Origin of the sequence: Flagellimonas oceani, assembly GCF_011068285.1 — a bacterium.
Lineage (GTDB): Bacteria > Bacteroidota > Bacteroidia > Flavobacteriales > Flavobacteriaceae > Flagellimonas > Flagellimonas oceani.
The window spans coordinates 4,187,693-4,199,979 of sequence record NZ_CP049616.1 but is presented as its reverse complement, the minus strand read 5'-3'; the positions used below and the strand labels follow the sequence as shown (position 1 = coordinate 4,199,979).

Below are 12,287 nucleotides of genomic sequence, written 5' to 3'. Positions count from 1 at the left end.
TCATCGTAATATTACAATTAATAATACCTCGATATGATTGTCAGAACCATGAATGCATCGGATTGGGAAGATGTTTCGCGGATTTATTTGGAAGGAATCGCCACGGGCTTTGCCACTTTTGAGACCAAGGCCCCCTCTTACGATCAATGGGACAGTGCCCACACAAAACAATGCCGTTTGGTTGCTGAGAGCGATGGTGAAATTTTAGGATGGGCTGCATTATCGCCTGTTTCCAGTCGCTGTGTTTATGGTGGTGTTGGCGAAGTAAGCGTTTACATTTCTGATAAGAGCCGCGGTAAGGGCATTGGTAAACTACTGATGCAACATTTGATCGAGGAAAGTGAAAAAGCAGGCCTTTGGACCATACAATCAGGTATATTCCCAGAGAACACCGCCAGCATCAAATTGCACGAAAAAGCAGGCTTCAGATACATCGGGAAACGGGAACGTGTGGGGAAAATTCATGGCATCTGGAAAGATAACCTCCTCTTTGAAAGACGCAGCAGCAAGATCGGAATCGATTAATCCTCCTCGAGCGTCCCATTGCCCTCGGCCACTTTGCGTTCCAGTTCAGCCTGAAACTCCTCCATTACAGGCTTTACGGTGCTTTCAGGAAGATCTGCAATACGAATGTACATTAAACCGTCCACAGAGTTGTTGAACAAGGGATCCACATTAAAGGCCACTACTTTGGCGTTCTGTTTGATGTACTTTTTGATCAACACAGGCAAGCGCAGACTCCCCGGTTCCACTTCACTGATCAATTTATCGAACTTGTTCAGGTCAGCTTGGGTCTCATCGAACACAAACTCCTTATCGGCATCTTTCAACTTTACCTTAAATTCCTTTTTGGGACGGATGTATTGTGCCACGTAGGGATCCCAATAGTTGGATTTCATAAACTCAATCATCAATGATTTCGAAAAGTTTGAAAACTGGTTGCTGATGCTCACTCCCCCAATCAAATATCGATGCTCCGGATGCCTCAAGGTCGTATGCACGATACCTTTCCAAAGCAAGAACAACGGCATCGGTTTTTGCTGATATTCCTTTACAATGTATGCCCTGCCCATTTCGATGGATTTCTCCATCATTCCGTACAGTTCAGGTTCAAATCGAAAAAGATCTTGAAGGTAAAAACCATCAATACCATATTTGTTGAAGATTTCCGACCCCAATCCCATACGGTAAGCTCCGACAATCGCCTTGGAATCATCGTCCCACAAGAACAAATGGTGATAATAGGAATCAAACTTGTCCAAATCAATGGCATTATTGGTGCCCTCGCCCACTTCACGAAAAGTTACCTCGCGCTGACGGCCTATTTCGTTCAAACAAAAAGGCATATCCTTGGCCTGAGCCAAGAATACTTCGTAATTTTTACTTTGCAGCAAACGACAATCCTTCTCCCGGAGTTTTTCAATCTCTCCATTCAGTACATCTGCACTGATGGCTGTGGCAATTTTCTTGGGTGGTTTCGGAATTTTAAGGGATGTGGGAACCTTATCCAAAAAGCGCTCTTTTTCGAAAGCATTGGCCAACAAATAGGTCTTTTTACGAAGTAATTCCGCAAAATCCTCCAAGGTCTTTTCCTCGTTTTGTGTATTCACTGAAATAGGCTGACCGATTCGGACCTTGATGGGACGACGGCTTTGCGAAGTAAGCTCAGAGGGCAACTTGGCCGTTCGGAACACATCGTCAATTTTGGACAAACGGTAAAACAATCTGCTATTGCGAGCGTGAAAATATATAGGTACCACGGGAACTTCCGCCTTTCTTATCAATTTTATGGCCGCTTCCTCCCAGGGTCGGTCGACCACCAATTTTCCATCGCGATAGGTGGACACCTCCCCTGCGGGAAAAATACCCAACGGATGTCCATCCCTAAGGTGTTGCAGTGCATTCTTGAATCCAACAATACTGCTTTTGGCATCCTTGTGGCTTTCAAAAGGATTAACGGGCATAATGTAATCCTTCAAAGGCTCAATCCTGTGCAATAAAAAATTGGCTATAATTTTATAGTCGGGTCTTTCTTTCAACAATAACTTGAGCAACAACACCCCATCAATGCCCCCTAAAGGATGATTGCTAATGGTAATGTAGGGACCTGATTTGGGCAAGCGTTTCAAATCCTCTTCCGGAATCTCAAAGTCGATTTCGTAGTGTTCCAAAATAGCGTCGAGGAATTCTGGCCCTGACAGCTCTTTGTTTTTATCATAAAATCTATTGATGGTGCTAATTCTGGTGGCCACCATTAAAAGCCATCCTACAAAAGTGCCCAAAAAGCCATATTTGTCCAGATGGATGACTTTCGCCACCTCTTTAGCAGAAACCAAGCCCATAGAAAAAGTTTTTAGGTACCTGTAAAGATAGAAAATAAACCCTAGAGCACTTTTTACCTAAATATTAAGCCTAAGCTTTTATTTTACAACCAATTGCACCGTTTCCTTACCGCGTTGCTCCACTAGTACCGACTTTCCGTTTTGAAGGGATTTGACCGAATTATCATCAAAATGGCGAATGGTGTAGAGCGAAACATCTTCGTGGCAGACCACTTTGAATTTTCGTTTGAGTTCTTCCAACAAAGGGGGCAGTCCTCGAAATTTATTGTCCAAACAGACGGAAAAACTGATCGCTGAGTTTTGGATCATGTCCACTTTCAGTCTGTGATCGTGGAAAAGCTTGAAGATTTCGCTGATGTTGTCCTCCACGATGAAAGAAAAGTCCAGAGAAGACAATTTTAGCAACACCTGATTCTTTTTCACGATAAAGCAAGGCACTTTGGGCTCTATGCCATTCCCCTTCCCCACCGTGGTTCCTTTGTCCGTAGGATTTAGGAATGATTTCACCTTCAGCGGAATTTCCTTGCGCTGCAAAGGCTGCAAAGTTTTGGGGTGAATCACCGAAGCCCCATAAAATGCCAATTCAATGGCTTCACGGTACGAAATTTTGTCCAGCAGTTGCGCATTTTCAAAATTTCTGGGGTCGGCGTTGAGTACACCGGGAACGTCTTTCCAAATGGTTACCGACTCTGCATTGAGGCAATAGGCCAAAATTGCAGCGGAATAATCGGACCCTTCCCTGCCCAATGTCGTGGTAAAGTTGTTGTCATCACTGCCCAAAAATCCTTGGGTAATGTTCAATTTAGATCTATCCACAAGGGAAACAACTTCTTGTTGTGTACGCTCCCAATTTACCTGAGCATCGCGGTTGGTGCTGTCTGTCTTGATGAGGGTTCTTACATCCAGCCACTCGTTGGAAATACCGATTTCATTCAAATAGGCACTCACAATGGTCGTGGACAACAATTCCCCGTAGCACACCACTTGGTCATACACAAAACCATATTTGGGCGACTTGTTCCATGCCAAAAATCCTTTGACTTCTTCAAAAAGCACTTTGACTTTCGCAAAAACGGGATGGTTCGGGTTTTGGAAAAGATCGGACAAAATCCCATGGTGATAATCAATCACCTCTTGAATCGAGGCATTTACCTCTTCTTTATCGTTAAAATAGGATTCCACCACCTTTTCCATCGCATTGGTGGTTTTGCCCATAGCGGAAATCACCACCAAAGTATCTTGGTATCCAACCTCCTGTAAAACCTTCACTACATTCTTTACGGCATCTGCATCTTTCACGGATGCTCCTCCAAACTTAAATACCCTCATGTATGTATTCTATTCTTTTGGATGCCTAATTGAGGCTCTCCATATAATTTTTGATTCCTTTTTCATCCAAGTGAACCACATCCCAATCTCTTAGCACGTTGGCTCCCTTTTTCTCGTAAAACGCAATGGCGGGTTCGTTCCAGTCCAAAACCTCCCAGCTAATTCGCTTTACACCTAGACTATCGCCATACTTTACCACTTCGTCCAGCAATGCCGTTCCCAGACCACTTCCCCTCATCTTTTCGGATACGATCAAATCTTCCAAATGAATCGCCGGTCCTTTCCATGTGGAGTAACGGGAATATACCAGCGCAATTCCTGCAATACCTTCATTGGTATCGGCCACAAAGCAATGGAACATCTTTTTGTCGCCAAACCCATGTTCCACCAAATCCTTTTCAGTGATTTCGACGGCGTCCGGTTCCTTTTCATAATTGGCCAGTTCTTGGACCAAGTTCAATACTTGCTCCATATCATCTGGTCGTGCTGCTCTGATTGTATATTCCATGATTGTTACAAATAAAACTCAAAGTTATAAAATTACATAATTAAAGTTCTTCGAAAACGTTGTAGTTTCACAAAATGCCCGATATTTGTCCTTAAATAAAACAGCCTTTTCTCAATGTTTGACAAACAACGACTCACCATGGGCGAGTTCATCATCGCCAACCAAGAATCATTTCAATACACTTCCGGGGAACTTTCAAGATTGCTGAACGGTATCCGTTTGGCCGCAAAAGTAGTGAACCATGAAGTGAACAAAGCCGGGCTGGTGGATATCATTGGTGCCGCCGGTGAAACCAACATTCAAGGGGAAAATCAGCAAAAATTGGATGTGCTGGCCAACGAAAAGTTCATTCAAACCTTGAAGAATCGTGAGATTGTTTGTGGCATTGCTTCGGAAGAGGAAGACGATTTCATTACTATCAATAGTTTCGATAAGCAACATCAAAATAAATATGTGGTTTTGATAGACCCTTTGGATGGCTCCTCCAACATTGACGTAAATGTCTCCGTAGGGACCATTTTTTCCATTTACCGAAGGGTAACACCAGTAGGGACCCCGGTGACTTTGGAAGATTTTCTGCAACCTGGAAAAAACCAGATTGCTGCCGGCTACATCATCTACGGAACCTCTACCATGTACGTGTACACCACGGGACACGGTGTGAATGGTTTTACGTTGAATCCGGCACTGGGCACTTTTTACCTATCGCACCCCAATATGCAATTTCCCGAATCGGGTCAAATTTACTCCGTGAACGAAGGGAATTACATACATTTTCCGCAAGGTGTGAAGGATTATATCAAATACTGCCAAATGGAGGAAGGAGACCGCCCGTATACCTCAAGGTACATTGGATCGCTGGTTTCCGATTTTCACCGAAATATGATCAAGGGTGGGATTTATATGTACCCCAAAAGCAGCAAGGCCCAAAACGGTAAACTTCGTTTATTGTACGAATGCAACCCTATGGCATTTTTGGCCGAACAGGCGAACGGCAAGGCAAGTGATGGTTTCCAGCGAATTATGGACATACAACCCACCGAGTTGCACGAGCGGGTTCCATTCTTCTGTGGAAGCAAAAAAATGGTGGAAAAAGCCGAAGAATTTATGGCGAACTCCTAGCTTTCGCGCTTTACCAATTCGTGGTAATCCTCGAATGGAATTCTTCCGGTAAAAATTTTGATGGACTTATCAATGATGCCTGCGGCCGTCTTTGGAGAAAAGCCAAGCCCAACGGCATACTTTTCCACAATTTTACGCTCTTCATCATCAATATCGTGATCGGAGAAGATCATTTGAAAAAAATCGAAAAGCCTTCTATACCTTTGCTCGCCACTGTGCGGAGTCTCGATGGGATATTTGTTCTCCTTCTTCATCACCTCCTTGAATTCACCTTCACTTATATTAAGTTTAAAGGCGAATTTTTCCAGGACGGCCATTTCCTTCGGATTGATTTCCCCATCAACCGCTGCCAAACTTGCCAACGTGGCAAAATGGGCCAAGTTATTCCTGTGGTCTCCGTGCTCGTAAAGATCTAAAATCGGCATATCTCAAATTTTGTGGCACAAATATAAATCTTTAAAGAGATAAAAATATTAAAAAGGGCACCAAAAGAAATTTGTAATTTACGACTGCTATGAAAACACCTTTGCTCGAATTTACCTCCAAAGGAATCTATTGTAAAAAGGCAGATGTTTATTTGGACCCTTGGAAACCGGTTGACAAGGCCATCATTTCCCATGGGCACGCCGACCACAGTAGATGGGGTCATAACAAGTACATTACCCACCATAAGAATGTTCCAATCGTGAAGCATCGTTTAGGGGATGTTTCCATTTCAGGAAAAGACTGGGGCGAAACATTCACGGTGAACAACGTAAAATTCAGTTTCCATCCTGCCGGACATATTGTGGGATCTTCACAAATACGGGTGGAGCACAATGACGAAGTATGGGTGTTCACGGGAGATTACAAAATTGAAGACGATGGGCTCACCACTCCATTTGAGCTTGTAAAATGTCACACCTTCATCACGGAGTGCACCTTCGGGTTACCTGCATTTCGTTGGCGACCACAAAAAGAGGTGTTCAACGATATCAACCAATGGTGGGCACAGAATCAAGCAGAAGGAAAAACCTCGGTGCTTTTTGGTTATTCCTTGGGGAAGGCACAACGCTTGATCAAACATCTGGACACGTCCATAGGAAAAATATACACGCACGGAGCGGTCGAAAATATGACCGAAGTGCTCAGGCCTTTGGTTGATTTGCCACCAACCCATTTGATTACCAAAGAGACCAAAAAGGAGGACCTTTTGGGCAACATTGTGGTTGCTCCTCCCAGTGCCCATGGAAGCACTTGGATAAAAAAAATGGTTCCCTATGTTACCGCCACAGCCAGTGGTTGGATGGCTTTCAGGGGTGCACGAAGACGGAGGGCTATTGACAAAGGTTTTGTACTGAGCGACCATTGCGATTGGAGAGGACTATTGCAGACAATCGAAGCCACCGGTGCGGAAAAAATAATCTGCACACACGGCTACACCGACATTTTCTCCAAATATTTGATGGAATTGGGCTACGATGCCCGAACCGAAGCTACGCAATACGAAGGCGAACTGTCCGAAATCAATGCTAACGAACAAGAAAAATCGGAAGCGGAATGAAACAGTTTGCCCAACTCATAAAAACATTGGATGGCACCAATAAAACCAATGTAAAGGTGGAGGCACTCTCCCAATACTTTAAAGAAGCGAGCGACCAAGACAAGGTTTGGACCATCGCCATACTATCCCACAGAAGACCTCCGCGTCCCGTGAACACAACTTTGCTGCGTACTTGGGCAGCTGAACTATCCCATATTCCATTGTGGCTGTTCGAAGAGAGCTATCATATCGTTGGAGATTTGGCCGAGACCATTGCTTTGGTGGTTCCCTCAACAGAAAAAGGCTCAAAAAAATCATTGACCACCTTTTTACAGGAGATGATAGCCTTGAAACAAAAAACGGAAGCAGAAAAAAAGGAATACCTTTTTCAATATTGGTCCGAACTCGATTATTACGAGCGTTTTGTCTTTAATAAATTGATCACAGGCAGTTTTAGAATCGGGGTGAGTCAAAAATTGATGACCCGTGCACTATCCAAAGCCACGGGTATTGAAGAGGACATTCTCGCTTATAAACTAATGGGCAATTGGGACCCGAACCGCATCAGTTTCCACGACTTAGTTTTGCAGGAGAAAGAGAGCGATTACCTCTCCAAACCCTATCCCTTCTTTTTAGCATATGCCGTTGAAGACGACGTTACAGATTTGGGTGAGGTAACCCAATGGTCCGCAGAGCACAAATGGGACGGCATTCGATCTCAAACCATTCTTCGAAATGATGAAATCTTTGTCTGGAGTCGGGGTGAAGAACTCGTCACCGATAAATATCCAGAATTTGAAGCTTTTGTTGGCGTTATCCCTAATGGAACAGTGTTGGATGGTGAACTGCTCCCCTATCCCAAAGGAGAAATCGGCACTTTTAAAGACCTTCAGACCCGAATAGGCCGCAAAAACGTTTCAAAATCATTGTTGGAAAAAATCCCTGTCAAGTTGAAAGTCTATGATATTTTGGAATGGAAGGGGAAGGACATCAGAAACAAAACTTATCTGGAGCGAAGAAAAATTTTAGAATCTATGATTTCGACTACGCTCAATAAACAGGTCACTGAGCGCTGGTCATTGAGCGAAGTCGAAATGAGTCGAAACAGAACCCCTTATAATGAATTACCCATACTCCTATCCGAACGGATGCAATTCAATTCTTGGGAAGAAGTGGCAAAAGAAAGGAAATTGTCCAGAGAAAAACATAGTGAGGGCCTAGTGCTCAAACGCAATGACTCCACCTACCAAGTGGGACGAAAAAAAGGGGGCTGGTGGAAATGGAAGGTCGACCCGCTCACCATTGATGCCGTGCTCACCTACGCTATGCGGGGTCATGGCCGGCGAAGCAACCTCTTTACCGACTACACCTTTGCGCTGTGGGATAAAAACGAAGAAGGTGAAAAAGAACTGGTCACCTTTGCCAAGGCCTATTCGGGCTTAACGGACAAAGAGTTTCGGCAAGTGGATGCGTGGATCAAGAAGAATACGTTGGAGCGTTTTGGCCCCGTTCGAAGTGTTACTCCGCAGTATGTGTTTGAAATCGCTTTTGAAGGGATTGCTCCTTCCAAGCGACATAAGAGCGGTGTTGCCACCCGTTTTCCAAGAATTTTAAAATGGCGGAAGGACAAAAAAATCGATGAGGCCAATTCATTGGATGATTTAAAAGCACTGATCCCGAGCAAAGCGAAGGGATCTCATAAAAAATGAATCAAGAGGACCTTTTCCATATCGCCGAAAATTGGTTCCAAAAACAAGATTGGAAGCCATTCCCTTTTCAAAAAGATACGTGGCAAGCTTTTTTGGATGGTAAGCACGGCCTTTTGAATGCCCCTACGGGTAGTGGAAAAACCTATGCTTTGTGGTTCCCAATAGTCCTCAATTATATCAAAAACAATCCTGATTACAAGACCAAGCACAAAAAAGGATTAAAAGCCATCTGGATCACGCCATTGCGAGCACTTTCACAGGAAATCAAACAATCAGCAGAGCGCATTACCCAAGATTTGGAAACACAAATGACCGTTGGCATTCGAACAGGGGACACTTCGGCAAAAGAACGGGCAAAAATGCGAACCCATATGCCCGACCTATTGATCACAACTCCTGAAAGCTTACAGTTATTGCTGTCATCCAAAGGCTACGAAAAAACCTTCAAAGACTGTTCCGCCGTTGTTGTGGACGAATGGCACGAACTTTTGGGCACCAAGCGCGGCGTTCAAATGGAGTTGGGCCTGTCTCGATTAAAAACAATCTGCAAGGAACTACGCATTTGGGGCATATCGGCCACCATCGGGAATCTGGAACAAGCTCGCGAAGTCCTGTTGGGACCAACATCGCCAGAATTGGAAAATTCGGTTTTGGTCAAGGCCAACCTCAATAAAAAAATCACGGTGAAAAGTATCATTCCTAAGGAAATGGAAACCTTTCCCTGGCGCGGACATTTGGGATTGCATCTTTTGGACCAAGTGGTGCCCATCATCAATAATAGCAAAACCACCTTGCTTTTTACCAACACCCGTAGCCAATGTGAAATCTGGTTTCAGAAAATCTTGGAAAAATACCCTGAGTTTGCCGGTGAAATGGCGATGCACCATGGCAGTATCAACAAAGAAACCCGACTTTGGGTGGAGCAGGCCATCCGAAATGAAAGTCTAAAAGCAGTGGTCTGCACATCGAGCCTGGACTTGGGAGTGGATTTTGCGCCTGTGGAAACCGTGATCCAAATTGGCGGTCCCAAAGGCGTAGCTCGTTTTTTACAACGTGCCGGACGTAGCGGTCACCGACCGGGCAAAGAAAGTGTGATTCATTTTTTACCCACCCACGCCATCGAATTGGTTGAGGCTTCGGCCATGCAAAAAGCGGTATTGAACAGCGCCGTGGAAGACCGCATACCATACCTCAACAGCTTTGATGTCCTTATTCAATATTTGACCACTTTGGCGGTTTCCGATGGGTTTTATCCGGATGAAATCTATCCAGAAATTAAACAAACATTCTGTTACCAGACCTTGACCGAAGAACAATGGCAATGGCTTTTGAATTTTTTGGTGATGGGAAGTCAAAGTTTGAAGAGCTACGACGAGTATAAAAAGGTGGAGGTTGAAGCAGATGGCAAATTCAAAGTGAACAGCAGGGCGGTTGCTATGCGACATCGGTTTCAGATTGGGACCATTGTGGGCGATGCCACCATCTCCGTTCGCTATCAAAAAGGAGGATACATTGGCAGTATCGAGGAATATTTTATTTCCAAATTGAGTCCCGGCGATGTTTTCACTTTTGCCGGACGTAATCTGGAATTTATTAGGATCAAAGGGATGGCTGCACACGTTCGAAATTCCAAAAAGAGAACCAACAAAGTGCCCAGCTGGATGGGAGGACGTTTGAGTTTTTCTGCAAAGATGTCCGAACTGTTGCGGCAGGAATTGTATACCGCCGAGTTGGAGTTTTCGGAACAGTCAGAAGAAATACAAGCATTGCAGCCGATGTTTGCCAAACAGCGGGAAGAAAGCATTGTGCCACAGCCACATCAATTTTTGATAGAAACCTTTAAGACCCGGGATGGCTACCACCATATGTTTTACCCTTTTGAAGGCAGGGCCATTCACGAAGGGATGAGCAGTCTCTTGGCCTATCGCATCAGTTTGTTGACGCCGATAACCTGCTCCCTCGCATTTAACGATTATGGGTTTGAGTTGCTATCGGACAGGGAAATCAACATTCAGGAAATTTTGGACAACAACCTTTTTACCCCGGAGTATATGTTGTCCGACCTTCAAAAAAGTTTGAACTCCAACGAAATGGCGCGCAGAAAATTCCGTGATATTGCCGTCATCAGTGGAATGGTTTTCACGGGCTATCCCGAGAAAGGAGTCAAAATGAAGCATCTGCAAAGCAGTTCGGAATTGCTGTTTGATGTGTTCCGTGATTTTGAAGATGATAATCTGCTCTATCAGCAAGCTTATACCGAAACTTTTGAGCATCAACTGGAAGAAGGCCGTTTACGTTTGGCCTTGGAGCGAATCGCACAACAAGAAATTGTTTGGAAACAATGTACCCAACCCACGCCCCTATCTTTCCCAATTATTACGGATAGGTTGCGGGAAAAACTATCCAACGAAAAATTGGCGGACCGCATCCAACGGATGATGGAAAAACTGACCCGAAAATAATAACTAACTTTCCTAAAATTTCAGACATCAATGTCCTTACAACAATTAAAATCGAACATTTGGCTAATTACCATCCTTTTTTTCTGTCTTACCAATTGTAGCTCCGATGGTTCCATTTCTGCCCGTAACTCATTCAAATGCTGTACTGAAGAAATTGATGACAATGTCAACAATTTGCCATTACAGGAAAATGGGGAACTTGTTGATATTTATGTATCCAACGTATTAACTCCCAACGGGGACGGAATTAATGATTTTTGGGTCATTGAAAACTTGTATTTGTACCCGAACAATACAGTTGAAATCTATAACTCTTCCGACCAACTTATATTTACTACAAAAGGATATGATTCTGCAGGAAATGTTTTTCCAACTGAAGAAATTGCGCAAGGCAGTTACAGGTACAAAATTGTCATTGAAAGTGAAGATGTATTTCTACGCCAAGGATATTTATGCGTTGTAACAGAGTATCCCAATAATTTTAACAGCAATAATGGATGTCAACCTCTATACCCAGACCCTTTTTTACAGTAACATATGACCCATAAAGTTGAAATTGAAAATAAATTATTTTTTCTCCACCCTTTGGGTGGATTATTTTGGGAGGAAAAATCACTCTTGCTGATCAGTGATGTACACTTGGGCAAGGTATCCCATTTCAGAAAATTTGGTGCCGCCGTACCTCGAAAGGCCATTCACAAAAACTTTCTGCTTTTGGATAAAATCGTTTCGGATTTTCAGCCTTTTCAAATCTGTTTTTTGGGCGATTTGTTTCATTCATCCCTCAATAAAGAATGGGAATTGTTTGAGAATTGGGTAGGCAAAACACCTTCTGAAATCCTTTTGGTGGCAGGCAACCACGACATAATTGCCCCCGAAAAGTTTGAAAAACTAAAAATTTCGATATTTCCAGAGTTGATTATTGACTCTTTTTTATTGACCCATCATCCCGAAGAACGTGAGGGCTATTTTACGTTTTGCGGTCATATTCATCCTTCCATTAAACTCAAAGGTTTTGGTAGGGAACGCATCAAATTGCCCTGTTTTTTTAAGTCAAAAAATCAAATGATTCTTCCCGCCTTCGGTCAATTCACGGGCACCCATTCCCTTGACCCTGAGGATTCGGATGAAGTTTTTACCATTGTTGAGGATAGTATTATTAAGGTTTAGAACCCATAATGTCCCTTCGACTCCGCTCAGGGACCTTTAGCCAATTGTCATTCCGTGCGGATGCTGAGTCCTGGTCATTGAGCGAAGTCGAAATGAGTCGAAGCATAACACGGAATCGCATCT

Annotated in this window: 11 protein-coding genes; 7 read left to right on the top strand and 4 right to left on the bottom strand. The window is 43.7% G+C overall.

The features are described 5' to 3' along the window. The first annotated feature begins 33 nt into the window (after window positions 1–33). Window positions 34–525, top strand: coding sequence for a GNAT family N-acetyltransferase (locus GVT53_RS19010; RefSeq protein WP_166250056.1), 492 nt, complete (start codon window positions 34–36; stop codon window positions 523–525). On the opposite strand, the gene GVT53_RS19005 is transcribed toward GVT53_RS19010, so the two are convergent. The 3 genes from GVT53_RS19005 to GVT53_RS18995 form a co-directional block, all read right to left on the bottom strand. After that, on the bottom strand, window positions 522–2,342 hold the full coding sequence (locus GVT53_RS19005) for a GNAT family N-acyltransferase (RefSeq protein ID WP_166250055.1): 1,821 nt from the start codon (window positions 2,340–2,342) through the stop codon (window positions 522–524). The two genes, GVT53_RS19010 and GVT53_RS19005, sit on opposite strands and share 4 nt — an antisense overlap. A 78-nt stretch (window positions 2,343–2,420) precedes the next feature. Continuing rightward, window positions 2,421–3,671, bottom strand: a complete 1,251-nt coding sequence (locus GVT53_RS19000; RefSeq protein WP_166250054.1) for an aspartate kinase — start codon at window positions 3,669–3,671, stop codon at window positions 2,421–2,423. 25 nt (window positions 3,672–3,696) lie between these two features. After that, on the bottom strand, window positions 3,697–4,179 hold the full coding sequence (locus GVT53_RS18995; protein WP_166250053.1) for a GNAT family N-acetyltransferase: 483 nt from the start codon (window positions 4,177–4,179) through the stop codon (window positions 3,697–3,699). A gap of 114 nt (window positions 4,180–4,293) precedes the next feature. Here GVT53_RS18995 and fbp point away from each other — a divergent pair, with 114 nt between their 5' ends. After that, window positions 4,294–5,301 (top strand): class 1 fructose-bisphosphatase, encoded by a 1,008-nt coding sequence (fbp, locus tag GVT53_RS18990; protein ID WP_166250052.1) that lies wholly within the window; start codon window positions 4,294–4,296, stop codon window positions 5,299–5,301. On the opposite strand, the gene GVT53_RS18985 is transcribed toward fbp, so the two are convergent. Then, window positions 5,298–5,726 (bottom strand): tellurite resistance TerB family protein, encoded by a 429-nt coding sequence (locus GVT53_RS18985; RefSeq protein ID WP_166250051.1) that lies wholly within the window; start codon window positions 5,724–5,726, stop codon window positions 5,298–5,300. The genes fbp and GVT53_RS18985 overlap by 4 nt on opposite strands. A gap of 89 nt (window positions 5,727–5,815) precedes the next feature. On the opposite strand from GVT53_RS18985, the gene GVT53_RS18980 reads away from it, so the two are divergent. Genes GVT53_RS18980 through pdeM form a run of 5 tightly spaced genes read left to right on the top strand, consistent with a single transcriptional unit; the run spans window position 5,816 to window position 12,164 of the window. Then, window positions 5,816–6,844, top strand: coding sequence for a ligase-associated DNA damage response exonuclease (locus GVT53_RS18980; RefSeq protein WP_166250050.1), 1,029 nt, complete (start codon window positions 5,816–5,818; stop codon window positions 6,842–6,844). Next, the gene (locus GVT53_RS18975; RefSeq protein ID WP_166250049.1) at window positions 6,841–8,532 is read left to right on the top strand and encodes an ATP-dependent DNA ligase; all 1,692 of its coding nucleotides are present in this window, start codon (window positions 6,841–6,843) and stop codon (window positions 8,530–8,532) included. The genes GVT53_RS18980 and GVT53_RS18975 overlap by 4 nt, the downstream gene beginning before the upstream one ends. Then, complete coding sequence (locus GVT53_RS18970) at window positions 8,529–10,994, top strand: ligase-associated DNA damage response DEXH box helicase (protein WP_166250048.1); 2,466 nt, start codon at window positions 8,529–8,531, stop codon at window positions 10,992–10,994. The genes GVT53_RS18975 and GVT53_RS18970 overlap by 4 nt, the downstream gene beginning before the upstream one ends. A 30-nt stretch (window positions 10,995–11,024) precedes the next feature. Then, a complete protein-coding gene (locus tag GVT53_RS18965) occupies window positions 11,025–11,528 on the top strand; it encodes a T9SS type B sorting domain-containing protein (RefSeq protein ID WP_166250047.1) in 504 nt (167 codons plus the stop codon). A 3-nt stretch (window positions 11,529–11,531) separates the two neighbouring features. Beyond that, entirely contained in the window at window positions 11,532–12,164 is a 633-nt protein-coding gene (gene pdeM, locus GVT53_RS18960; RefSeq protein ID WP_166250046.1) for a ligase-associated DNA damage response endonuclease PdeM, read from the top strand. The last annotated feature ends 123 nt before the right edge of the window (window positions 12,165–12,287 follow it).

What these genes read in the sequence shown, in the direction of transcription:
- GVT53_RS19010 (WP_166250056.1), top strand. Translation starts at nt 34, where the DNA reads ATGATTGTCAGAACCATGAATGCATCGGATTGGGAAGATGTTTCGCGG.
- GVT53_RS19005 (WP_166250055.1), bottom strand. Translation starts at nt 2,342, where the DNA reads ATGGGCTTGGTTTCTGCTAAAGAGGTGGCGAAAGTCATCCATCTGGAC.
- GVT53_RS19000 (WP_166250054.1), bottom strand. Translation starts at nt 3,671, where the DNA reads ATGAGGGTATTTAAGTTTGGAGGAGCATCCGTGAAAGATGCAGATGCC.
- GVT53_RS18995 (WP_166250053.1), bottom strand. Translation starts at nt 4,179, where the DNA reads ATGGAATATACAATCAGAGCAGCACGACCAGATGATATGGAGCAAGTA.
- fbp (WP_166250052.1), top strand. Translation starts at nt 4,294, where the DNA reads ATGTTTGACAAACAACGACTCACCATGGGCGAGTTCATCATCGCCAAC.
- GVT53_RS18985 (WP_166250051.1), bottom strand. Translation starts at nt 5,726, where the DNA reads ATGCCGATTTTAGATCTTTACGAGCACGGAGACCACAGGAATAACTTG.
- GVT53_RS18980 (WP_166250050.1), top strand. Translation starts at nt 5,816, where the DNA reads ATGAAAACACCTTTGCTCGAATTTACCTCCAAAGGAATCTATTGTAAA.
- GVT53_RS18975 (WP_166250049.1), top strand. Translation starts at nt 6,841, where the DNA reads ATGAAACAGTTTGCCCAACTCATAAAAACATTGGATGGCACCAATAAA.
- GVT53_RS18970 (WP_166250048.1), top strand. Translation starts at nt 8,529, where the DNA reads ATGAATCAAGAGGACCTTTTCCATATCGCCGAAAATTGGTTCCAAAAA.
- GVT53_RS18965 (WP_166250047.1), top strand. Translation starts at nt 11,025, where the DNA reads ATGTCCTTACAACAATTAAAATCGAACATTTGGCTAATTACCATCCTT.
- pdeM (WP_166250046.1), top strand. Translation starts at nt 11,532, where the DNA reads ATGACCCATAAAGTTGAAATTGAAAATAAATTATTTTTTCTCCACCCT.